Below are 21,972 nucleotides of genomic sequence, written 5' to 3'. Positions count from 1 at the left end.
ACCCCGCGCGGAGCGACGAACCCCTTTTCGAAGGGCTCGGGGAGAGGAACGGTCGGCGAACTCCGGTGTTCGCCGCCGCCCTCTTCCTTCCCCGCCCACAAGGCGGGGTAAAGGAAGCGAACGCCCGGCCGGGAGATTCACGGCCTCTGCGTCCGGGCGCCTCGCTTCCATTCCCCAGTTCCCGCCGGCGCGGGTGCTGCGGAATGGAAGCGTCGACGACGCTGCGACCGCCGGTCCGACCGGCGGCACGACAACAAGAAATTCGGAGCCTGTCATGAGTACCGATCCACGCGCCTTTCTCACCGAGCTGTTCAATACCGCGGTGGCAGCCGGCCATCCCTACCAGGTGCTGGCCGACCACCTGCCGGAAGATCGCAGCGGGCGCGCCATCGTCATCGGTGCCGGCAAGGCCGCCGGAGCCATGGCCGAAGTGGTGGAGAAGCACTGGCAGGGCGAGATCCAGGGCCTGGTAGTGGCGCCTTACCGCTACGGCGCGCAATGCAGTCGCATCGAGGTGGTGGAAGCCTCCCATCCGGTGCCCGACGACGCCGGCGAGCGCGTCGCCCGTCGCGTGCTGGAACTGATCAGCGGCCTGAACGAGAGCGACCGGGTGATCTTCCTTCTCTCCGGCGGCGGCTCCGCACTGCTTTCGCTGCCTGCCGAAGGCATCGGCCTGGCGGACAAGCAGGCGGTGAACAAGGCGCTGCTCAAGTCCGGCGCCGCCATCGGCGAGATGAACTGCGTGCGCAAGCACCTCTCGGCGATCAAGGGCGGTCGCCTGGCCAAGGCCTGCTGGCCGGCCAGCGTCTATACCTACGCGATTTCCGACGTTCCCGGCGACGAGGCCACGGTGATCGCCTCCGGCCCCAGCGTCGGCGACCCGACCACCTCCGCCGACGCCCTGGCGATCCTCAAGCGCTACGCCATCGACGTGCCGCAGAACGTCCTCGACTGGCTCGCCGACCCGCGCTCGGAAACCGTCAAGCCCGACGACCCGTGCCTGGCGCGCAGCCACTTCCAGTTGATCGCCACGCCACAGAACGCCCTCGACGCAGCAGCGGTGAAGTGCCGCGCGGCCGGCTTCTCGACGCTGATCCTCGGCGACCTGGAGGGCGAGGCGCGGGAGGTCGCCAAGGTCCACGCCGGCATCGCCCGGCAGATCCGCAAGCACGGCCAGCCGCTGGCGGCGCCCTGCGTGATCCTCTCCGGCGGCGAGACCACCGTCACCGTGCGCGGCAACGGTCGCGGCGGACGCAACGCCGAGTTCCTCCTCAGCCTCACCGCCGAGCTCAAGGGCGAACCGAACATCTGGGCCCTGGCCGGCGACACCGACGGCATCGACGGCTCGGAAGACAACGCCGGCGCGCTGATGACGCCCTGCTCCCATGCCCGCGGCGAAAAGGCCGGGCTGAAAATCCGCGACGAGCTCGACGACAACAACGGCTACGGCTATTTCCAGACCCTCGGCGACCTGCTGGTGACCGGACCGACCCGCACCAACGTGAACGACTTCCGCGCCATTCTCATCCTCGAGTCCTGACATGACAGCCGACAAGAAAGCCAAGATCCTCGCCACCCTCGGCCCGGCCACCCGCAGCCGCGACGATATCCGTGCCCTGGTGGAGGCCGGCGCCAACCTGTTCCGCCTGAACTTCAGCCACGGCGACTACGCCGATCACGCGCAGCGCTTCGCCTGGGTGCGCGAGGTGGAAGCGGAACTGAACTACCCGATCGGCGTGCTCATGGACCTGCAGGGTCCGAAGCTGCGAGTCGGCCGCTTCGCCGCCGGTGCCGTGCAATTGCAGCGCGGGCAGACCTTCACCCTCGACCTCAGCGACGACCCCGGTGACGAGCGGCGGGTCAACCTGCCGCATCCGGAGATCATCCATGCCCTGGAGCCGGGTATGAGCCTGCTGCTGGACGACGGCAAGATCCGCCTGGAAGTGGTCAACTGCCACAGCGACGCCATTGAGACCCGCGTGGCGGTGGGTGGCGAGCTGTCCGATCGCAAGGGCGTCAACGTGCCGGAAGCGGTGCTGCAACTCAGCCCGCTGACCGACAAGGACCGCCGCGACCTGGCCTTCGGCCTGGAACTGGGGGTCGACTGGGTGGCGCTGTCCTTCGTGCAACGCCCGGAGGACATCGACGAGGCCCGTGGGCTGATCGGCGACAAGGCCTTCCTCATGGCCAAGATCGAGAAGCCCAGCGCGGTGAGCGCCATCGAGGCGATCGCCGAGCGCGCCGACGCGATCATGGTGGCGCGCGGCGACCTCGGCGTAGAGGTGCCGGCGGAGAGCGTGCCGGGCATCCAGAAACGCATCGTCCAGGTCTGCCGCCAGCTCGGCAAGCCGGTGGTGGTGGCCACCCAGATGCTCGAGTCGATGCGCTTCTCCCCCGCCCCGACCCGCGCCGAGGTGACCGACGTAGCCACCGCGGTGGGCGCCGGCGCCGACGCGGTGATGCTTTCGGCGGAAACCGCTTCCGGACAATACCCTCGCGAGGCGGTAGAGATGATGGCGAAGATCGTCCGCCAGGTGGAGGCCGAGCCGGACTACCACGTCCAGCTCGAGGTCAACCGTCCGCAGCCCGACGCTACCGTCTCCGATGCGATCAGCTGCGCGATCCGCCGGGTCAGCCGGACCCTCCCGGTGGCGGTGCTGGTGAACTACACCGAGTCGGGCAACTCGACCCTGCGCGCCGCCCGCGAGCGGCCCAAGGCGCCGATCCTCAGCCTGACCCCGAACCTGCGCACCGCGCGGCGACTGACCGTAGCCTGGGGCGTGTATTCGGTGGTCAACGAGCAACTGGCGCACGTCGACGAGATCTGCTCGACCGCCCTCGACATCGCCCTGGCCCAGCGCATGGCGCGCCGCGGCGACACCGTGGTGGTCACCGCCGGCGTGCCGTTCGGTCGCCCCGGCTCGACCAACATGCTGCGCATCGAGACCGTGGCGCCGCCGCTGGGAGATCTCTGAAGCAACGAGTTCGGTCCGGCTCGCGCCGTCCCCCCGGGCATGCGGGTCGGGCCACCCTTGTCTCTCTCGGATGGATGGGGCCGGAAATACGGGGCCGCGTCTCCATCCATCCGGGAAAGACCTTCTTGTCGGACCATGGCCTCCCTCGCGCACTCCCATGCAGGCCATGGACATTCAAGGCCTCCGGTTCAACTCCTGCCGGAGGTCTTTTTTTCTTCTTGGAACGCCCTGCATGCATGACCCTCGCCTGGCCTTCTCGTCCGGGGTGCGTCGCCTCCGCGCCAGACCCTACAATGACCGCCCCCGCCCCTCGCGCAGGCCTGGCATCTCCGTGCCTGCCGAGCGGCCCTTGCCGCACTGACCGCCATGCCCCTGCAATCTCTCCTCAATGCATCCCGAATCCTCCTGCGCGGCATCAGCCAGGTGTTCCTCCAGGGCGACCCACGCCTGGGCCTGGCCTGTCTGCTGGCGATCGCCGTCGGCGCGCCGCCGCTGCTCGCCGGCGCCCTCCTTGGCGGCGCCCTCGGCCCGTTGCTGGCGCGCCTGTTGCACTGCGCCGACAGCGACATCGAGGCCGGGCTGTACGGCTACAACGCCGTGCTGATCGGCATGCTGCTGGCATTCCGCTTCGCCTGGTCGCCGGGGCTGGTGTCACTGGTAGCGCTCGGCTGCCTGGCCAGCGTGGCGTTACAGCGCCTGTTCCTGCATGGGCTGCGCCGACGCCGCTGGCTTCCGCCCTATACCCTGGGCTTCGTCCTCAACGGCTGGTGGCTGGTGCCCCTCGGCGCCTGGCTAGGCCTGGCCCCGGCGACCCATGGCGGCTGCTTCAGCTGCGCCTGGAGCGGCACGGCGGAGCTGGCGGCGCTAGCGCAGGGGATCGGCGAGATCATCTTCCTCGGTGAACCGCTGGCAGGGCTGCTGGTCTGGCTCGGCCTGCTGCTGGTCTCGCGTCCCTCCGCCGCCTGGGCCCTCGCCGGCGCCGCGGCCAGCCTGCCGCTGGCCTGGCTGCTGGGCTACGACTGGGCGAGCGCGCTCGCCGGGTTCTACGGCCTGAACGCCGCCCTTGCCGGGCTGGCCCTGGCCTTGCGCTACCGCAGCGTCTGGCCGCCACTGCTCGGCATGGGCCTGGCGGTGGCGCTGCAACCGCTGTTCGGCCTGCTCGGCCTGCCGGCGCTGACCGCACCGTTCATCCTCGCCTGCCTGCTTTGCATCGGCGGCGAGCGCCTGTACCTGCGCCTGGCCGGCAGCCTCGGCGCGCGCCTCGGCCGGCGACGCTCCTGAGCGGGGGAACGCTGGCGCCGGCGGGCTAGTCTGGTAAGGTGCCGCATCCATCATCAGGAGCCACGATGAGCGCACCCGACAGCTGGCGCGAACGCCTCTACATCGTCATCTTCCAGACCGACACCCGCGACGGCCGGCGCTTCGACAGCGCGCTGCTGCTGGTGATCCTGGCCAGCCTGCTGGTAGTGATGATCGACAGCATCGACGAAATCCACCAGGACTACGGCGACCTGCTGGCCTACATCGAATGGGGCTTCACCGGCATCTTCCTGGTGGAATACCTGCTGCGCCTGTACTGCTCGCCCAAGCCGCTGCGCTATGCCTTCAGCTTCTACGGCCTGGTCGACCTGCTGGCGATCCTCCCCGGCTTCCTCGCCCTGCTCTACCCCGACGCCCAGTACCTGCTGATCGTCCGGGTGATACGCATGCTGCGGATCTTCCGCGTGCTCAAGCTGCGCCAGTACCTGAGCCAGGCCAATTTCCTGCTCACCGCCCTGCGCGGCAGCAAGCAGAAGATCATCGTGTTCTTCCTCACCGTGATGACCCTGGTCACCGTGTTCGGCGCGCTGATGTACGTGGTCGAAGGCCCGGAGCACGGTTTCACCAGCATCCCCCGCGGCATCTACTGGGCGATCGTCACCCTGACCACGGTCGGCTTCGGCGACATCACCCCGAAGACCCCGCTCGGCCAGGCCATCGCCAGCCTGGTGATGCTCACCGGCTACTCGATCATCGCGGTGCCCACCGGGATCTTCACCGCCGAACTCGCCACCGCGATGCGCCAGGACCCGGCCAATCTGTTGCAGCGGGATTGCCCGGTGTGCCGCAAGGCGACCCACGAAGTGCAGGCGGCATTCTGCTGCCGCTGCGGCAACCCGTTGTTCCCTCGCGAGGAAGGCAGCCATGGGAAGTCTTGACCGGCAGCGCTGGGACGCCCTCTGGCAGCGACTCGGCGGCAACCCGCCGGCGGATGCCTTCGACGCGCTGCTGGCGGCCTATGGCGGGGCCGACCGGCACTACCACAGCGATCGCCACATCCTCGCCTGCCTGGAGCACTTCGACCGCTGGCGCCAACTGGCGCTGCGGCCGGACCTGGTGGAGCTGGCGTTGTGGACCCACGACCTGGTCTACGACACCCAGCGCCAGGACAACGAGGCCGCCAGCGCCGCCAGCACCGAGCACTGGCTCGACCAGGCCGGGCTGGCGGCGCTGCGGCCGGCCCTGCGCGAACTGATCATGGCCACCTGTCACCAGGCGCCGCCGGGAGACGCCGACGCAGCCCTGGTGGTGGATCTCGACCTCGCCATCCTCGCCGCGCCGGCGCCGGTCTACGCGCGCTACGAGGCGGACGTCCGCGCCGAATACGCCTGGGTGCCGGAACCGCTGTTCCGCGCCGGGCGCGGCAAGTTGCTGCGCCAGTTGCTGGAGCAACCGGCGCTGTACCACTGCGAACCGCTGCGGCAACGCTGGGAGGCCGCCGCCCGCGCCAACCTGCGCGGTGCCCTGGAGCGCCTGGAACAGCCGGCCTGAGCCGCACGGGAAAATTTCTTCGCGCCGCTTAACCCGTCTTTCGCCGCGCTTGCGTCTCAGGCAGCAGGAAGGGACCGCACGCACGGGTTCCTCGCCCCTCCATCCGCCCAAGGAAGAGATATCGTGAATCGACTCGCCGCCTCTCCGCTCCTGTTCACCGGCCTGTTCGCCAGCTCTCCGTTGCTGGCCGCGCCACAAGCGGTCGACAGCCGCATCAGCGCCGTCACCGTCTACGCCGACCGTGCCGTGGTCACCCGCACCGCCCGCCTGCAATTGCCCAAGGGCCAGCATGAGATCGCCCTGGAGCAACTGCCCTTCCAGCTCGACGACGCCAGCCTGCGCGCGTCCCTCGGCGCCAGCGCCGCCGCCACCCTGCTCGACGTCAGCAGCGCCGCGCAACGGGTCGAGCGCCCGGACGACAACCGTGTGCAGCAACTCGACCAGCAACTGCGCGAGATAGACCGGCAACTGCGGGAAATCCATGACCGCGGCAGCGTGCTCGAAGCGCAGAAGAAGTTCCTCGCCGACATCCAGAGCGGCAGCACCCAGCCCGGCAAGGATCGCCCCATGCCCGGCATCGACGAGCTGAAGAGCCTGCTGCAACTGACCGAAGGCAACCTCGAACGCCTGCTCGCCGAGCAGCGCCAGCTGGACGACCGCGCCGCCGAACTGGAACAGCGCAAGCAGCAGTTGCAGGAGCAGCGCGGCACCCTCAACGGCGACGGCAAGCGCTTCAAGCGCGCGGTCCTGCGGGTCGCCCTGGAGCAACCGGCACAGGTCGAGGTGAAGCTCGACTACACCCTGCGCGACGCCTCCTGGCAGCCGACCTACGACGCACGCCTGCGCGACGGCGCGAAGACCATCGAACTGACCTACCAGGGCCTGGTCCGGCAGAGCAGCGGCGAAGACTGGACCGACGTCGACCTGACACTCTCCACCGCCCGTCCGGCCCTGGGCGGCAACGTACCGCGGCTGAATCCCTGGATCGTCGACATCGACGCGCCCAACGCCTACTACGGTGCCGAGATGGCCATGCAGGACGTTCCGGCGCCCATGCCGCAAGCCGCTCCCATCGCCAGGACCTCGGCGAAGATGGCCATGCCGGCCCCGGCGCCGAAGCTGGCCGAGGCGCGGCTCGCCACCGCGGAGGTCAGCAGCGGCGCCGCCAGCGCCTCTTTCCACATCCCCGTGCCGGCGACCCTGAACAGCGACGGCAGCGCGCAGAAGGTCACCATCGCCCGCCTGGAAATGCCGGCCAAGCTGCGCTACCTGGCGGCCCCGGCCCTGCGCGAAACCGCCTACCTGGAGGCGGAAACCCGCAACGACAGCGACTACCCGCTGCTCCCCGGCACCCTGAATACCTTTCTCGGCAACAGCTTCGTCGCCAGCGGCCATCTGCGCGGGGTGATGCCCGGGGAAAGCTTCGAACTGGCACTGGGCGCCGACGAGGGCATCGGCATCGAACGCAAGCTGGTCAAGCGCTACACCGACAGCAGCGGCCTGATCGGCAACCGCACGCGGGTCAACTACGAATTCCGCATCGACGTGCGCAACAACCACAAGAACGCCGAACGCGTGCAGTTCGAGGACCAGTTGCCGGTCTCGCGCAACGAGCAGATCCAGGTCACCTTGCTGGAACCCAAGGCGCAGGAAATCAAGCGCGAGGACGACGGCAAGCTGAAGTGGGACTGGACCCTGCAACCCGGCGAGAAACGCAGCGCCACCCTGAAGTTCAGCGTGGAGTATCCCAAGGACCTGGCGGTCAGCGGCCTCGACTAGCGCTGGCCAAAGCGCCGGCCGCGGCATAGGCTCGAGCGGGTAATAAGCAAAGCAGTTTTTGATATTTACCCTGCATATAACCCGACGTTATAGTCGAGCCACTACAACATGCCCAAAGGAACTGCCCTGTGAAACGACTGTTCAGCGCCTCCCTGCTGGCCGCCGGCCTGGCGCTCGGCGGCGCCGCTCACGCCGCCCAGCCCCTGCTCAACGTCTCCTACGACGTGATGCGCGACTTCTACAAGGAATACAACCCGGCCTTCCAGAAATACTGGAAAGCGGAGAAAGGCGAGAACATCACCATCCAGATGTCCCATGGCGGTTCCAGCAAGCAGGCGCGCTCGGTGATCGACGGTCTGCCCGCCGACGTCATCACCATGAACCAGGCCACCGACATCGACGCCCTCGCCGACAACGGCGGCCTGGTGCCGAAGGACTGGGCGACCCGCCTGCCGAACAACAGCGCGCCGTTCACCTCGGCCACCGTGTTCATCGTTCGCAAGGGCAACCCCAAGGCCCTGAAGGACTGGCCGGACCTGCTCAAGGACGGCGTCCAGGTAGTGGTGCCGAACCCCAAGACCTCCGGCAATGGCCGCTACACCTATCTCTCCGCCTGGGGCTACGTGCTGAAGAACGGCGGTGACGAGAACAAGGCCAAGGAATTCGTCGGCAAGCTGTTCAAGCAGGTACCGGTGCTCGACACCGGCGGCCGCGCCGCCACCACTACCTTCATGCAGAACCAGATCGGCGACGTACTGGTGACCTTCGAGAACGAAGCCGAGATGATCGCCCGCGAATTCGGCCGAGGCGGCTTCGAGGTGGTCTACCCGAGCGTGTCCGCCGAGGCCGAGCCCCCCGTGGCGGTGGTCGACAAGGTGGTCGAGAAGAAAGGCAGCCGCGCCCAGGCCGAGGCCTACCTGAAGTACCTGTGGTCGGACGAGGGCCAGACCATCGCCGCCAACAACTACCTGCGCCCGCGCAACCCGGAGATCCTCGCCAAGTTCGCCGACCGCTTCCCGAAAGTCGACTTCTTCTCGGTGGAGAAGACCTTCGGCGACTGGCGCAGCGTGCAGAAGACCCACTTCATCGACGGCGGCGTATTCGACCAGATCTACAGCCCCAACTGATCCCTCGCCGCTTGACGAAAAAGCCGGAAGCGCTCGCGCTTCCGGCTTTTTCATTCGGCTTGCAGTTCAGCCACTGCCGCCTCAGCGAAACTCGTGCTCCACCTCGGACCAGAGGCTGACCCGCTGTCCGCCGGCCTCGAAGAACTCCATCTCGCGGCGGATGCCGGCGCTGTCTCGCCAGCCCGGCAGGTCGAGGACGATCAGCTCTTCCAGGTGATCCATGTAGAAGGCGTCCACCGGCGCCCACAACCTGCCGATCGCCGCGCGGTCGAGCTCGGCCAGGCACAGGTTGATCGGGTGGGACATGGAGACCTGGCTGAATACCACGTGGCCGGCGCGGACGATGGTCGCCGCGACCTCGTTGCAGGCACGGAAGCGCTGCTCGACCACCTCGGCGTCGGCATGGCTGTAGGGACAGGCTAGGAATATCTTGCGCATGGTTACCTCGTTGCGGAAAGCGACGCCGCGATGGCTCGCGGCGCTCGTCGGGGGATGTTTCAGGCTGCGTGCAGGGCGCTTTTTTCCGCCTCGTCATGCTCCTGCTCCTGCCGCGCATAGCGCTCGGCGGCAGGCACCGAGATGCGGATGGCGATGAATACCGCCAGCAGGCCGCCGAACAATTTGCCGAGCAGGATCGGCAGGATCAGCGTCGGCTGGAAGTTGGCGGTGAATGCCAGGTGATCGCCGATGGTGGCCTGGGCGCAGACGCCCAGGGCCACGCAAAGCACCTTGTCGCGAGCATTCATGTATTTGAACAGGTGGTAGGTGGCGATGATGTTCGCCAGCACCATGACAAAGGCGGTGGCGCCCGGCTGGGACAGCCCCAGGTAACGGCCGAGGACCGCCATCGGGCGCTTGCAGTAGCGCTGGAACAGGTAGCAGATGGGGAAGGTCCCGGCCAGCATGATGCCGATGTAGCCAGCGATCTCGATGGCGCGGAACAACTCTTTCTCGTCGGCGAACATCGGGTCGAAGCCCCAGCCGCCGAAGACCTTGGTGAAGACTCCGGTGAAGTGCTGGACGATGGAAAGCGCCAGGGCCATCTTGATGAACGCGTCCATCACCTTGCCGAATACCAGGAACCCGGTGACCATCGCCGTCGCCCGGTACTTCAGGCCGGCGGCCAGCAGGAAGCAGAAGACGAACAGCGGCGCCAGCAGCCGAAGCATGTCGAGGAAGTCCAGCGACAGGTAGTGCAGGGCCGGCGAACCGGTCGATACCAGTTCGCGCACCGGGATGTGGTTGAGGGTAATCAGCAGCAACGCCGCCAGCACCGCGAACGGAATGCTGATCAACCCGGCCATCGCCCCCAGCGCCAGGTACTTGTGGTCCTTGCGCTCGAGCATGGTCAGGCCGACCGGGATCAGGTAGACGATGGTCGCGCCGGAGGTGTAGCCCACCAGCATGGCGGTAATCCACATGTCGCGGTTGGCGGTCAGGGCATCGGCCAACTGGTAGCCGCCCATGTCCACCGCGATGATCGACAGCGCGGCGATGGATACGTCGGAACCGAGGGTCTGGAAGAACGGGCCGAGGGCATGGGAAATCGCCCTCGACAGATAGGGAATGGCTACCATGATGCCGGCCTGGGCGAGGAACACCGGACCGATGGCGTGGATGCCGTTGACGAACTCGCGGCCCAGACCGCTTTCCGGGCGCAGGATGGAAGCCAGCGCGCCAAGTACCGCACCCAGCATGATCAGGTAAATCACATAGTTTCCGAACTCGGCCATCTGCGTCGTTCTCCCCTCGGCAGGCTCCCGTAGCGGGATGCGTTCTTCTGGTTGTCTGGTCGGGAGGCCGGCCACGCCGGTCGCTCCGCCGAAGCGGACACTCGCATTTCGCGTGCCACAATTTGGTTTTCGTGTTGATTTGAAGGTTCGTTTTGCCTAAATTGGTCACCCATACGCTCAAGTAGGCGGCCAATCCAAGAGCGTACCTGCCTTACGGACCTGTGGGATTTTCCGCCGGGCCTGCGCAAAGCCTCGCCCCGCCCCCTTCCGCCCAGCGCCGCCAGGCGCTACCGGGCGATTCACGGTAACAATCGCCGCACCAGGATGCGGCCCATGGGAGAACACGATGCGCCCCGAGGAACGCCGCCGCCACATTCTCGAATTGCTGCGCCAGCGCGAGCGGATCTCGGTGGACGAACTGGCGCGGACCCTTTCCACCTCTCAGGAAACCATTCGCCGCGACCTCGCCGCGCTGGCCGAACAAGGCCTGGTCAGCAAATTCCACGGAGGGGCCGCCCTGCCGCCCAGCGGCGAGCACGAGAACGCCTTCCAGACGCGAATGAACGAGCACGCCCAGGAAAAACGCGCAGTCGCCCGCTACGCCGCCGGCCTGTTCGGGCCCGGTGACAGCATCTTCATCGACACCGGCACCACCACCCTGCTGTTCGCCCGCGAACTGGCGCGCCAGAGCCATCTGACGGTGATCACCAACTCGCTGTTGATCGCCGGCAGCGTCGGCGCCTCCGGCAACCGTGCATTCATGATCGGCGGCGAGTACCGCCCGGAATCCGAACAGAACGTCGGCGCCCTGGCCATCGAGCAGATCGCCCGGTTCAACGCCGAGCATGCGGTGATCACCGTCGGCGCGCTGAACGGCGATGGCGCCATGGATTTTTCCATCGAGGAAGCCGAGATCGCCCGTGCCATGATCGCCCAGGCCCGCCAACTGACGGTTATCGCCGACTCCTCGAAGCTCGGCCGGCGCGCCCTGTTCCAGGTCTTCCCGCTGAGCCGGATCAACCGCCTGGTGGTCGACCGCAAGCCTACCGGGGAACTCTGGGAAGCCCTGCAACAGGCGCGGGTGGAAGTCCACGAAGCCCCCCTGCGCACCCCGCAGGCCTGACTCCCCTCGCGCGCAGCCCCGGAGACAGGCCGGGGCTGTGCCGGTGGCTGCCCGTCGATTAATCGATTGACTGTTTCTCTTTCAGTTGCCACATTAAAACAACAAATTTCACATAGAATTCTGTGTGAAAAATCAGTGTTACGGTCAAAAAGCAAACTGATACCAAAAGAAACAGGCAGAAACGATGACTGAGCCGCTTGCGACAAAGACCGCGATCTTCGACGTTGCAGTGATCGGCGCTGGCGTGGTGGGTTGCGCCATGGCCCGCCGCTTCGCCCTGGAAGGTGCGCGGGTGGTCCTGCTGGAAAAAAGCACCGACATCCTCTCCGGTGCCAGCAAGGGCAACAGCGCGATCCTCCATACCGGTTTCGACGCGCCGCCCGGCAGCATCGAACTGGCCTGCATGCAGGAGGGCTATCGCGAATACCGCGACATCCATGCGCGCCTCAACCTGCCGCTGCTGGAAACCGGCGCCCTGGTGGCGGCATGGAGCGACGAGGATCTGGCGCGCCTGCCGGCTATCGTCGAGCGGGCCCACGGCAACGGTGTCGATGACGTCCGCCAGGTCGGTCGCGACGAGGTCCTGGCGCTGGAGCCGCAGTTGGCCGGCAACGTGCTCGGCGCGGTGCGGGTCCCCGGGGAACATCTGGTCGACCCCTGGTCCGCGCCGCTCGCCTATCTGCAACAGGCGCTGGCCCATGGCGCCGAGGCCTGTTTCGACGTCGAAGTGCTGGACGGCGCCTTCGACGGCGGCGAATGGCTGTTGCATACCCGCCGCGGCGATCTGCGCGCGCGCCAGGTAATCAACTGCGCCGGACTCTTCGGTGACCAACTGGAACAGCGCCTGCTCGGCGCGGCGAGCTTCGCCATCCATCCGCGCAAGGGCCAGTTCGTGGTCTTCGACAAGGCCGCCGCGGCGCTGCTGCGGCACATCCTGCTACCGGTACCCAACGAGCGGACCAAGGGGGTGGTATTCACCCGTACTGTCTTCGGCAACCTGCTCGCCGGCCCCACCGCCGAGGAACAGGACGACCGCGAACAGGCACGGGTCGACAGCGACACCCTGCAGCGACTGATCGACGCCGCCGTCGAGCGGATCCCCGGCCTGCGCGGCATGCCGGTCACCGCCACCTACGCAGGATTGCGACCGGCCAGCGAAAAGAAGGAATACCGCATCCGCCAGGTCGACGGACGCAACTGGATCAGTGTCGGCGGCATCCGTTCCACCGGTCTCACCGCGGCGCTGGGCATCGCACGCCACGTCTATCGTCTCTACCAGGGCGAGCGCTTCCACGAAGCGGTTCGCGAGCCGCTCTGGCCACAGGTACCGAACCTCGCCGAACACCTGCCGCGCGACTGGCAGCGTCCCGGCTACGACGAGATCGTCTGCCACTGCGAGATGGTCACCCGCCGGGAAATCCTCGCCGCCCTGGAAGGCCCGCTGCCAGCCGGCGACTTCGGCGGCCTGAAGCGTCGCACTCGCGCCTGCATGGGACGCTGCCAGGGTTTCTACTGCAACGCGCGGGTCGCCGAGCTGAGCGCCGGCCGCCTCGCCCAGCCCCTCGCCACCGGGAGTTGCCATGAGCATCACTGAACAGGTCGACGTCGCCATCGTCGGCAGCGGTCCCGCCGGATTGGCAGCCGCCATCGAACTACGCCGCCAGGGCGTCGCCCGGGTCTGCGTGCTGGAGCGCGACGGCGAGGCCGGCGGTATACCCCGGCATTGCGCGCATCCGCCGTTCGGCCTGCGCGAACACGGCCGCCTGTTGACCGGCCCGGCCTATGCACAGCGTAACGTCGAACAGGCCGAACGGGCCGGGGTGGATATCCGCCTGCGCCATAGCGTGGTTGCTCTCGCCGCCGCCGGCCTGCTGCAACTGGCCACCCCGGAAGGCCCGCGCAGTCTGCGCGCGACACGCGTGCTGCTGGCCACCGGCGCACGCGAGACGCCGCGCTCGGCGCGCCTGCTGGGCGGCGACCGGCCACTGGGCGTGATCAATACCGGCGCGCTGCAAGCCTATCTCCATCTGCAAGGCCTGAAGCCGTTCGAACGGCCGCTGATCGTCGGCACCGAGCTGGTCAGCCTGTCCGCCGTGATGAGTTGCCGGCGTGCCGGCATCCGCCCGGTGGCCATGCTCGAACGCAACGCACGGGCCACTGCGCGTTGGCCGCTATCGTTGTTTCCCAGGCTGTGCGGAGTACCGATGCACTTCTCCAGCGAGCTGCTGGAGATCGAAGGCCGCGGCCGGGTCGAGGCGGCGCGGGTACGCCTGGGCGACGGGCGCGTCGAACGGATCGCCTGCGACGGCATCCTCCTCAGCGGACGCTTCGTTCCCGAATCGAGCCTGGTCCGCCTCAGCCACCTGGAACTGGACCCGGCCAGCGGCGGCCCGCGCATCGATCAGTTCGGCCGCTGCTCCGACCCCACCTATTTCGCCGCCGGCAACCTGCTCCGGCCGATCGAGACCGCCGGCTGGTCGTTCCGCGAGGGACGAAGGATCGCCGGCCTGCTGGCCGCCGACCTGCGGGCCGAACTGCCGAGTGCCGCACCTGGCATAGCCATCGATTGCAGTGGTCCGCTCAAGCTGTGCGTGCCGCAGCGGCTGCTGGCCGACCCGACACCCGGCCTGGCGCATCTGCAGCTACGCGTAAGCGAGGCCGCCAGCGGCCGCCTGCGGATCCTGGCCGATGGTCGCCCGGTGTGGGAGCGTGCCCTGTCCTGCCTGCCGGAGCGCCGCCTGCTGGTGCCGCTGGCCGCCCTGCGCCTGCCGCCGGACACCCGGCGCCTGGAAGTCGCCTTCCTCACCTCCGGCCACTGAACCCGCGAAGAGAACCGACCATGCGAATCGCCGCCCTCGACCAGGGAACCACCAGTACCCGCGTGCTGGTCGCCAGCCAGGACGGCAGCGCCGATATTCAGTTGGCGCTGCGTCACCAGCAACACCATCCGCAGTCCGGCTGGGTCGAGCACGATCCGCTGGAACTGCTGGCCAACCTGCAACGCTGCCTGGAGGCCAGCGGCCGGGTCGACGCCATCGGCCTCGCCAACCAGGGCGAAAGCTGCATGGCCTGGGACGCCCGCAGCGGCGAGCCGTTGTCGCCGCTGATCGTCTGGCAGGACAACCGCACCACCCCGCACATCGAGCGTCTACGCGCCAGCGGCGCCGAGGCGCTGGTCCTGGAACGCAGCGGCCTGCCGCTCGACGCCTATTTCTCGGCCAGCAAGCTGGGCTGGATCGTCGAGCACCTTCCTGCCGCTCGCAGGGCTTTGAAGGCAGGCCGCCTGCGCCTGGGAACCAGCGATGCCTGGTTTCTCGACCGCTTGTGCGGAACCTTCGCCACCGACGTCACCACCGCCTCGCGTACCGCATTGATGAACCTCGCCGAGGGCCGCTGGGACCCCGACCTGTGCGCCCTGTTCGGCGTGCCGATCGAGTGCCTGCCGGAAATCCGCGATACCGTCGGCCATTTCGGGGTGATCGGCAACACCCCGCTGACGGCCTCGGTGGTCGACCAGCAGGCCTCGCTCTACGGTCACGGCTGCCGCCAGCCCGGTGATGCGAAGATCACCTTCGGCACCGGCGCCTTCGCCCTGACTCTCAGCGGCGAGCGGATCATCCGCTCGCCGGAGACAGGCCTGCTCGCCACCATCGCCTGGCAGATCGATGGCAAACCGGTGTACGCCATGGACGGCGGGGTCTACGACGCCAGCGCCGCGGTCGAGTGGGCCGGGCGTCTCGGCCTGTTCAGCGACTTCTCGGAACTGGCCGGCTTCGACCGGCCGCCGGCCATCGAGCGCGGCCTGGCCTTCGTCCCGGCCCTGTCGGGACTCGCATGCCCGCACTGGGACCGCAGCGCCGGCGCGATGTGGCTGGGAATGGACGCCGGCACCCGCCGCGAGGACCTCTGCCAGGCCCTGCTCGAAGGCGTGGTGCTGCGCAGCGCCGAGGTGATCCAGGCGATGGACGGCTACCTGAAGGTCACCGACCGCCTGTCCATCGACGGCGGCCTGGCGCGCAGCCCCTACTTCGCCCAGTTCCTCGCCGACAGCCTGCAACGGCGCATCGTCACCCAGCGCTTCGACGAACTCACCGCCTTCGGTTGCGCCGCCCTTGCCGCACGTGGCCTCGGCCACGAACTGGCGGAGCCGCGCAACACTCGCACGGAGTTCCAGCCGCGGGTCGACGCCGGCACCGCCCGGCGCTGGCAGATGCGTTTCAGCGAAGCGGTGGCGCGCACCCGCGGCTGGCGCTGAGCCGCTTTCAGCGTCCCGGCCAGCCGGTCTCGCGCAGCGCCGCCAGGAGCCTCTCCCCCTTCAGCGCGGGCACCAGCCGGCCGTCCTCGGTGCGCATGTCCTCGCCGGCCAGCAGCACGTTGACGATGGCTTCTTCCACCGCCTCCGCCGCCGCGGCGAACAACGGCGAGATGTGGTCGTTGTTGAGCATCCGCAGCGGCGTGCTCTGCGGCAGGTCCTTGCGCGCATAGTCGGCTGGCGGCAGGTCCTGGTTGCCGGTGGCGAAAGCGAGGAACACGTCGCCGCTGGAGTCCTCGGTACCGCCGCCGGTGCGCGCGACGCCGATCGAGGCGCGCTGCGCCAGGCGCTGGCACTGGTGCGGCAACAGCGGCGCATCGGTGGCCAGGATCACCACGATGGAGCCCATACCCGGGGTGCCTTCCTCGCTGAACGGCGAGGGGATGTCGCCCAACCGGCGGCCAACCGGATAGCCGTCGACCCGCAGCTCGCGGCGCTGGCCGTGGTTGGCCTGGACCAGCGCGCCCACCGTCCAGCCGCCCTGCTCCGCCGGAAGCCGCCGCGATGCGCTACCGATGCCACCCTTGAACTCGTGGCAGATCATCCCGGTGCCGCCGCCCACCGAACCTTCGCGGACCGGTCCGGACTCGGCGCAGGCCAGCGCCTCGCCGACCTGGCGGGCGCCGACATGCTGGCCCCAGATATCGTTGAGCAGGCCGTCGAAGGTCTCCATCACCACCGGCATGCACCAGTACAGCCCGCTGTCGCCGAGTTCGGCGCGCTCCTCGGCGATCAGCGCGTCGCGCACCGCGCCGACGCTGTGGGTATTGGTGATGGCGATCGGGGTGGTCAGCAGGCCGGCTTCGCGGATCCACTCCAGGCCCGTGGCGTCGCCGTTGCCGTTGAGCACATGGCAGCCGGCGAAGCAGGGTTGCAGGCGCGCCGCACCGGCGCGCGGCTGGACCAGGGTGACGCCGGTGCGAACCTGCCTGCCGTCGATCCGCTGGTTCAGGGTGCTGTGGCCGACGCGCACGCCGGGAACGTCGGTGATCGCGTTGAACGGGCCGGGAGTGCCCAGGCCGAGGGTGATGCCAAGTTGTCGAGCGCGCATGCGGACTCCTGTTTCAAAGCTTCTGGAACGCCGGACTGAGCTTGCCGTAGGTGCAGTAGAGAATCACCGACACCGCCAGCAGTCCGACAATGATCATCACGTCCCTGGCCGAGGCCGCCAGGAACAGGTTGAGCAGCAGGTATCCCGCCCCGCTCACCGCCAGCAGCGCCGGCAGCGGCCACAGCGGCATCCGGTAGGGATGCTCGCGGTCGCGCCGCAGCACCCGGCTGAACAGCGCGCAGAGGGCGACGATCAGGTAGACCATGACGATCAGCAACACGGTGAACGAGGTCAGTTCGGCCAGGTTGGAGCTGAAGCTCAGCGCCGCCGAGGGAATGGCGAGGAACAGCGTGGCCAGCCAGGGCGATTCCCAGCGCGGATGGATACGGGTGAAGGCACGGTTCAACGCTGGCATCCAGAGCGCGTCGCGACCGCTGCTGAAGATCACCCGGGCGCTCTGGATGACGATGGCGACGATGGCGTTGAACACCGAGAGGAAGATTCCCGCGCTGACCAGGCGCGACAGCGTCTCGTTGCCATGGCTGTTCAACAGGTAGCCGATCGGATCGGGGCTGGCGAGCATCGCCGGAAGCGACGGCGCGCCGATCAGCAGCGCGGCGAGCGGGACGATCTCGATCAGCACCACCAGCGCCAGCGACCAGAGCACCGCGCGATGCACGCTGTGGCCGCCGTCCTTCATGTCCTCGGCGAGCAGCACCGCGCCGCCGAAACCGTTGTAGGAGAACAGCGCGGTACCGACCGCTCCGATCACCAATGCCCAGGGTGCGATCGCCAGCAGCCCGCCGTCGCCGACTACCTGCGGCTGCAGCAGGACGCTCGCCGGTTGCTGTGCATGGCCGAAACCGAGGCCGACGATCACCAGCAGCGCCGCCACTTCCAGCAGCAGGCAGGTACCCGTGACCCAGGCGTTGACGCGGATGTTGAGGATGCCCAGCAGGTAGCTGAAGGCAACGATCGCCAGGGCCACGGTCTGCGCATCGAAGTGGGTGCCGAGGGCAGCGTTCAGGTAAGTCGCCGCGCCGGTGGCGAGCACCGGCGGGATGAACAGCAGCATCGCCAGCACCGTGAGGAAGGTGGCGTAGCCGGCCAAGCCGCCGAACACCCGCTTGGCGTAGACATACTCGCCGCCGGCGGTGCTGTGCGCCCTGCCCAGCTCGGCATAGCACCAGGCGAACATCAGCGCCAGCACCCCGGCCAGGGCGAAGGCCCAGAAAGCGCCGGTGCCGGCCTGCTGGATGGCGAAGGGGGCGATGACGAAGACGGAACTGGCGGGAGTGACTGCGGAAACGGTGATGGCGACCACGTCGAACACGCCCAGCGTGGGTTTCAGCGCACTTTCGGGCGCGGGGGAAGAGCTCATGTCGTTGTCCTCTGATTGTTATTGAAGTTGAGGCAGTAACGGAGACTCGCGGCGGCCCCTTGCCGGGGCGCTGGTTATGCGCCGACTCTAGGAGCGCGGAACCGACGGGCCAATCACCCTTTGGGGTTACGCCCCTTGACGCGGCGGGTGGAAAAGCCGCAAACCGGAGCCTGCGAAAACCCACCGTGGAGCGAATACGGATGCACACCCTGTTCCGGGACATCGGCATGCACGCCAGCCTGGGCCGCGCCATCGAACAGATCGGCGGCAACCGTTTCTGGAAGCAATTGATCCTGCTGCTGCGCCAGCACCTGCCGTTCGACAACGCCCTGGCGATCTTCTACCCCGCCAACGGCGTGCCGGTGGCCCTGGAGGAATACGACGCCAAACCGCACGCCGGGCCGGCCTCGATGCTCGCCTACCTGAACGGGCTGTACCTGCTCGACCCCTTCTACCAGGCTTGCCGGGAAGGCCTGGCCAGCGGCCTGTACCGCCTCGAGGAGATCGCCCCGGACCATTTCCGGCAGAGCGAGTACTACCTCAGCTACTTCCACGACAACGTTCTGGAGGACGAGGTGCAGTTCATCCTACAGGTGCCCGGCCAGGGCGCGCTGTCGCTGTCGCTGGGCATGCAGAGGATGTTCGCCGACGAGGAATGCGGGATGCTCGGCTTGCTCTCGAGCTGGGTCCTGGCGCTGATGCAGCAGCACTGGCAGCAACGCAGCCAGCGCCTGTTGCCGGCTGCACCGCAGGAAGAGATGGCCACGCAGATACGCGACGCCCTCAGCCACTTCGGCGCCAGCGTGCTATCGGAACGGGAACTGGAGATCGCCCGCCTGATCCTTCGCGGCTACTCGTCGAAGGCCATGGCCGAGCGCCTGGCGATCTCGCCGGAGACGATCAAGGTCCATCGGCGCCACCTGTACGCCAAGCTGGACATTTCCTCGCAACCGGAGCTGTTCTCGCTGTTCATCCAGTCGCTCGGGCACGACCCGGAGAACCCCTAGGGATCATGGATTGGCGTAGCGCCGGCTGAGACCGGGCGGGATGCCGCGAGCGTCGGTCTCGGTCCATGGACCCTGCGGGCTGGTGGACCAGAACCAGCCGCCGTCCCACCGGTAGTAGGTGCGCTGGCGGTAGTAGAGATCGCGCTCGCCACGGATCACGTAGACCCCCAGGCTGCCGTCCCAGACGCCCTTGCCGCCTGGCGGCGGGGCGAACTGCGGACGCGAGCGGCTGGGCTGCGCCGGAGTCTGCGGTTGCGGGGTGATGCGCGGCGGGGTGGCGCCGGGCGCGCTGGACGGACCGGGCTGCGGCTGGCTCTGCGGCGGCAGCGAGGCCGGCGGTTCGCTGGTCTGCGGCGGATGCACCACGCACCCGCCGAGACCGCCCAGGAGAATCGCCAGACCCAGATACTTCGCCTTCACCGCCGCACCTCCCCAACCGATTGTCGTTATGGCCGGGCCGCCTGGGGCTGGTCCGGGCCGTCGATGGTCAGCGCTTGCGCCGACGACTGGGCAGTAGACAACGGTTTGCCGCGTCCGATCCACTCGCCGGAGATGGCGTTGCCGGCGCGGGATACCCGTGCCACCAGCTCGACCTGCGGGAAACCGCTGAGCTTGAGCTGCGGCATCATGGCGTCGGCATCGCTCAGGCTGACCTCGGCCGGCAGGTCGGCGACGGTCAGGCGCTTCACTGCCAACGGCATCGGCGGGCCGCCGACGGCGCGGGCGAAGACGAACACGCTGTCGTCGGCCTTGACCTGGCCCTTCACCGCGTCGCTGATATCCACCTTCACCGTCAGGGTCACCCCGGCGGCAGCGGGCGCGGCCGGCGCCGGCGGAGTCTGCCCGGCCTCGGTCATGCGCTCGCGGGCGCGCTGGATGCCGCCCTGGATCGCCGAGCGTGCCGGGTCCTCGTTCGGCAACACCGACACCAGGCGCTCCCAGAAGCCGATGGCGTCGGCGTAGCGCTGCTCTTCGAAGGCGGCGATGCCGAGCAGGCCAAGGGTGGTCACTTCGGCCGGGTCGCCCTTCAGCGCCTCGTCGGCCAGGGCCTTGATCTGCGCGGTCATTTTCTTGCCACCGGAGAAATACAGTGCCTGCGCCCACTGGCCGAGCACTTCCGGCTGCCGCCCGCTGAGTTCGGCGGCGCGTTCGAAGGCCCGCGCTGCATCGGCGCCGCGTTCCTGGGTCATGTAGGTGCGACCGAGGAAGTACCAGCCCTGGGCGGAATCCGGCTGAGCCTGTACCGCGCGCTCCAGGCGCGCAGTCATCTCTTCCATGGAGTGCGGCGCCTGGGCGAATTCGCGGGCCAGCTCGACCTTGTCGCTGGCGCCCCAATGCAGGTACAGGCCGAGCGCGACCAACGGCACCAGCAGCGCCGCGACCAGCGGGACCGCCCGGCCCAGGCGCGAGCTACGCTCTTCGCCGCTGCCCTCGGTGTCGGCGAGCAGTTCGCGGGCAGCCTCGGCGCGGCCATTCTCCAGTTGCTCGGCGGTCAGCGTGCCGGCGGCCTGCTGGCCGGCCAGCTCGGCGATCCGCTCCTGATAAAGCGCGACGTTCAGGGCGGTACGGTCTTCCTCGGCCTGGGCGCGACGGCCACGCAGCAGCGGAATCAGCAGGAATGCCAGGGCCGCCAGCAGCAGCAGGCCGGCAGCGAGCCAGAAATCGATCATTTGTCGTTCTTCAACAGGTTGGCGAGGCGCGCTTGCTCCTCGGCGGACAGGGTGGTTTGCACCTTGGCAGCGGTGCGCCGGCGGCGCAGGACGATCACGCCGATCACCAGCACGCCGAACAGCAGCAAGGCGCCCGGACCGAACCAGAGCAGCCAGGTACGCTCGTTGACCGGCGGCTTGTAGCGAACGAAATCACCGTAGCGGGCAACCATGTAGTCGACGATCTCGCCGTCGCTCTTGCCCTGCTGCAACTGGCCGTAGATCTGCTTGCGCAGGTCGGCGGCGATCGGTGCGTTGGAGTCGGCGATGTCCTGGTTCTGGCACTTCGGGCAGCGCAGTTCCTGGGTCAGGTTGCGGAAGCGTTCGCGCTCGGCGTCGCTGGCGAACTCGTAGGTGTCGATGGCGGCCCGGGCCACGCCGCAGAGGGCGAGACCGAGCAGCGCGGTGACGAGGAAACGCTTCATCGGGCCTCCGGCTCGTCCAGCAGTTGCTGGTACAGCGGCGCCAGTTGCTCGCGCCAGACTTTCTGGTCGACCACCCCGACGATCTTGTGGCGGATGATGCCCTGTTTGTCGATCAGGTAGGTTTCCGGCGCACCGTACACGCCCAGGTCCAGGCCCAGGGTGCCGTCGGCGTCGCTGATGCTCAGCAGGTAGGGATTGTGCAGCTCGTTCAGCCACTTGATGGCGGCGGCGTTGTCGTCCTTGTAGTTGATCCCGTAGATCACCACGCCCTGCTCGGCCAGTCGGGTCAGTTCCGGGTGCTCGACCCGGCACGACGGGCACCAGGTGCCCCAGACGTTGACCAACGCCGGCTTGCCCTTGAGGTCGGCCTCGGTCAGGCGCCGGGCCGGGTCCTGCACGCTGGGCAGGTCGAAGGCCGGGAACGGCTTGCCGATCAGCGCCGAGGGCAGCTCGCTGGGGTCCAGCCAGAGGCCGCGGAAGAGGAACACCGCGACGATCAGGAAGATCCCCAGCGGCAGCAGCAGAATCGCTCGTTTCAA

At 68.1% G+C, this 21,972-nt stretch carries 20 protein-coding genes; 12 read left to right on the top strand and 8 right to left on the bottom strand.

Features of this window, described 5'->3' with window-relative positions:
- Window positions 1-274 precede the first annotated feature (274 nt).
- The 7 genes from FHW81_RS15725 (at window position 275) to FHW81_RS15695 (ending at window position 8,692) form a co-directional block, all read left to right on the top strand.
- Window positions 275-1,540: a glycerate kinase type-2 family protein gene (locus tag FHW81_RS15725; RefSeq protein ID WP_012614336.1), complete on the top strand. Its 1,266-nt coding sequence runs from the start codon at window positions 275-277 to the stop codon at window positions 1,538-1,540.
- A 1-nt stretch (window position 1,541) separates the two neighbouring features.
- Complete coding sequence (pyk, locus tag FHW81_RS15720) at window positions 1,542-2,975, top strand: pyruvate kinase (protein WP_023090692.1); 1,434 nt, start codon at window positions 1,542-1,544, stop codon at window positions 2,973-2,975.
- A 366-nt stretch (window positions 2,976-3,341) separates the two neighbouring features.
- Window positions 3,342-4,256 carry an urea transporter gene (locus tag FHW81_RS15715; RefSeq protein WP_003122928.1) on the top strand — a complete coding sequence of 305 codons (915 nt, stop codon included), beginning with the start codon at window positions 3,342-3,344 and terminating at the stop codon, window positions 4,254-4,256.
- Between the two features lie 65 nt (window positions 4,257-4,321).
- Window positions 4,322-5,173: an ion transporter gene (locus tag FHW81_RS15710; RefSeq protein WP_003083179.1), complete on the top strand. Its 852-nt coding sequence runs from the start codon at window positions 4,322-4,324 to the stop codon at window positions 5,171-5,173.
- The gene (locus FHW81_RS15705; RefSeq protein ID WP_023088423.1) at window positions 5,160-5,786 is read left to right on the top strand and encodes an HD domain-containing protein; all 627 of its coding nucleotides are present in this window, start codon (window positions 5,160-5,162) and stop codon (window positions 5,784-5,786) included. Before FHW81_RS15710 ends, FHW81_RS15705 begins: the two co-directional genes overlap by 14 nt.
- Window positions 5,787-5,909: 123 nt before the next feature.
- A complete protein-coding gene (muiA, locus tag FHW81_RS15700) occupies window positions 5,910-7,565 on the top strand; it encodes a mucoidy inhibitor MuiA (protein ID WP_171893889.1) in 1,656 nt (551 codons plus the stop codon).
- A 128-nt stretch (window positions 7,566-7,693) separates the two neighbouring features.
- Entirely contained in the window at window positions 7,694-8,692 is a 999-nt protein-coding gene (locus FHW81_RS15695; protein WP_003087175.1) for a sulfate ABC transporter substrate-binding protein, read from the top strand.
- Window positions 8,693-8,773: 81 nt separating this feature from the next.
- On the opposite strand, the gene FHW81_RS15690 is transcribed toward FHW81_RS15695, so the two are convergent.
- Complete coding sequence (locus FHW81_RS15690; protein WP_003083172.1) at window positions 8,774-9,130, bottom strand: DUF1937 family protein; 357 nt, start codon at window positions 9,128-9,130, stop codon at window positions 8,774-8,776.
- Window positions 9,131-9,189: 59 nt separating this feature from the next.
- Window positions 9,190-10,425, bottom strand: coding sequence for an ethanolamine utilization protein EutH (gene eutH / locus FHW81_RS15685; protein WP_023090694.1), 1,236 nt, complete (start codon window positions 10,423-10,425; stop codon window positions 9,190-9,192).
- 346 nt (window positions 10,426-10,771) lie between these two features.
- Between eutH and FHW81_RS15680 the strand changes: the two genes are divergently transcribed.
- The 4 genes from FHW81_RS15680 to FHW81_RS15665 all read left to right on the top strand — a co-directional run bounded on the left by FHW81_RS15680 (window position 10,772) and on the right by FHW81_RS15665 (window position 15,803).
- Complete coding sequence (locus tag FHW81_RS15680; RefSeq protein ID WP_003083169.1) at window positions 10,772-11,548, top strand: DeoR/GlpR family DNA-binding transcription regulator; 777 nt, start codon at window positions 10,772-10,774, stop codon at window positions 11,546-11,548.
- Between the two features lie 184 nt (window positions 11,549-11,732).
- Window positions 11,733-13,142 carry an NAD(P)/FAD-dependent oxidoreductase gene (locus FHW81_RS15675; RefSeq protein ID WP_003117791.1) on the top strand — a complete coding sequence of 470 codons (1,410 nt, stop codon included), beginning with the start codon at window positions 11,733-11,735 and terminating at the stop codon, window positions 13,140-13,142.
- Complete coding sequence (locus FHW81_RS15670; protein ID WP_017002342.1) at window positions 13,129-14,367, top strand: NAD(P)/FAD-dependent oxidoreductase; 1,239 nt, start codon at window positions 13,129-13,131, stop codon at window positions 14,365-14,367. Before FHW81_RS15675 ends, FHW81_RS15670 begins: the two co-directional genes overlap by 14 nt.
- Window positions 14,368-14,387: 20 nt before the next feature.
- Complete coding sequence (locus FHW81_RS15665) at window positions 14,388-15,803, top strand: glycerol kinase (RefSeq protein ID WP_023090695.1); 1,416 nt, start codon at window positions 14,388-14,390, stop codon at window positions 15,801-15,803.
- 7 nt (window positions 15,804-15,810) lie between these two features.
- Here FHW81_RS15665 and FHW81_RS15660 read toward each other — a convergent pair whose 3' ends face one another.
- Window positions 15,811-16,911 (bottom strand): P1 family peptidase, encoded by a 1,101-nt coding sequence (locus FHW81_RS15660; RefSeq protein WP_003145095.1) that lies wholly within the window; start codon window positions 16,909-16,911, stop codon window positions 15,811-15,813.
- A gap of 13 nt (window positions 16,912-16,924) precedes the next feature.
- Window positions 16,925-18,292, bottom strand: coding sequence for an APC family permease (locus tag FHW81_RS15655; protein WP_003110692.1), 1,368 nt, complete (start codon window positions 18,290-18,292; stop codon window positions 16,925-16,927).
- Between the two features lie 200 nt (window positions 18,293-18,492).
- Between FHW81_RS15655 and FHW81_RS15650 the strand changes: the two genes are divergently transcribed.
- The gene (locus tag FHW81_RS15650; RefSeq protein ID WP_023090697.1) at window positions 18,493-19,299 is read left to right on the top strand and encodes a helix-turn-helix transcriptional regulator; all 807 of its coding nucleotides are present in this window, start codon (window positions 18,493-18,495) and stop codon (window positions 19,297-19,299) included.
- 3 nt (window positions 19,300-19,302) lie between these two features.
- Here FHW81_RS15650 and FHW81_RS15645 read toward each other — a convergent pair whose 3' ends face one another.
- From FHW81_RS15645 to dsbE, 4 genes are read right to left on the bottom strand one after another with little or no spacing between them, the layout of a single operon-like run.
- Entirely contained in the window at window positions 19,303-19,719 is a 417-nt protein-coding gene (locus FHW81_RS15645; protein ID WP_003087156.1) for a hypothetical protein, read from the bottom strand.
- A 26-nt stretch (window positions 19,720-19,745) separates the two neighbouring features.
- Complete coding sequence (ccmI, locus tag FHW81_RS15640) at window positions 19,746-20,969, bottom strand: c-type cytochrome biogenesis protein CcmI (RefSeq protein ID WP_003083145.1); 1,224 nt, start codon at window positions 20,967-20,969, stop codon at window positions 19,746-19,748.
- The gene (gene ccmH / locus FHW81_RS15635; RefSeq protein ID WP_003087150.1) at window positions 20,966-21,433 is read right to left on the bottom strand and encodes a cytochrome c maturation protein CcmH; all 468 of its coding nucleotides are present in this window, start codon (window positions 21,431-21,433) and stop codon (window positions 20,966-20,968) included. The genes ccmI and ccmH overlap by 4 nt, the downstream gene beginning before the upstream one ends.
- Complete coding sequence (gene dsbE / locus FHW81_RS15630) at window positions 21,430-21,972, bottom strand: thiol:disulfide interchange protein DsbE (RefSeq protein ID WP_003083138.1); 543 nt, start codon at window positions 21,970-21,972, stop codon at window positions 21,430-21,432. Before dsbE ends, ccmH begins: the two co-directional genes overlap by 4 nt.

The organism is Pseudomonas sp. RC10-4-2, from assembly GCF_050433085.1.
Classification (GTDB): Bacteria; Pseudomonadota; Gammaproteobacteria; order Pseudomonadales; family Pseudomonadaceae; genus Pseudomonas; species Pseudomonas aeruginosa.
Note: the sequence above shows the minus strand (reverse complement) of the source record. Positions and strands in the feature narration are given on the sequence as shown.

Excerpts from the sequence above, each read along its gene's own strand:
- FHW81_RS15725 (WP_012614336.1), top strand. The coding sequence starts at position 275 with ATGAGTACCGATCCACGCGCCTTTCTCACCGAGCTGTTCAATACCGCG.
- pyk (WP_023090692.1), top strand. The coding sequence starts at position 1,542 with ATGACAGCCGACAAGAAAGCCAAGATCCTCGCCACCCTCGGCCCGGCC.
- FHW81_RS15715 (WP_003122928.1), top strand. The coding sequence starts at position 3,342 with ATGCCCCTGCAATCTCTCCTCAATGCATCCCGAATCCTCCTGCGCGGC.
- FHW81_RS15710 (WP_003083179.1), top strand. The coding sequence starts at position 4,322 with ATGAGCGCACCCGACAGCTGGCGCGAACGCCTCTACATCGTCATCTTC.
- FHW81_RS15705 (WP_023088423.1), top strand. The coding sequence starts at position 5,160 with ATGGGAAGTCTTGACCGGCAGCGCTGGGACGCCCTCTGGCAGCGACTC.
- FHW81_RS15690 (WP_003083172.1), bottom strand. The coding sequence starts at position 9,130 with ATGCGCAAGATATTCCTAGCCTGTCCCTACAGCCATGCCGACGCCGAG.
- eutH (WP_023090694.1), bottom strand. The coding sequence starts at position 10,425 with ATGGCCGAGTTCGGAAACTATGTGATTTACCTGATCATGCTGGGTGCG.
- FHW81_RS15680 (WP_003083169.1), top strand. The coding sequence starts at position 10,772 with ATGCGCCCCGAGGAACGCCGCCGCCACATTCTCGAATTGCTGCGCCAG.
- FHW81_RS15675 (WP_003117791.1), top strand. The coding sequence starts at position 11,733 with ATGACTGAGCCGCTTGCGACAAAGACCGCGATCTTCGACGTTGCAGTG.
- FHW81_RS15670 (WP_017002342.1), top strand. The coding sequence starts at position 13,129 with ATGAGCATCACTGAACAGGTCGACGTCGCCATCGTCGGCAGCGGTCCC.
- FHW81_RS15665 (WP_023090695.1), top strand. The coding sequence starts at position 14,388 with ATGCGAATCGCCGCCCTCGACCAGGGAACCACCAGTACCCGCGTGCTG.
- FHW81_RS15660 (WP_003145095.1), bottom strand. The coding sequence starts at position 16,911 with ATGCGCGCTCGACAACTTGGCATCACCCTCGGCCTGGGCACTCCCGGC.
- FHW81_RS15655 (WP_003110692.1), bottom strand. The coding sequence starts at position 18,292 with ATGAGCTCTTCCCCCGCGCCCGAAAGTGCGCTGAAACCCACGCTGGGC.
- FHW81_RS15650 (WP_023090697.1), top strand. The coding sequence starts at position 18,493 with ATGCACACCCTGTTCCGGGACATCGGCATGCACGCCAGCCTGGGCCGC.
- ccmI (WP_003083145.1), bottom strand. The coding sequence starts at position 20,969 with ATGATCGATTTCTGGCTCGCTGCCGGCCTGCTGCTGCTGGCGGCCCTG.
- ccmH (WP_003087150.1), bottom strand. The coding sequence starts at position 21,433 with ATGAAGCGTTTCCTCGTCACCGCGCTGCTCGGTCTCGCCCTCTGCGGC.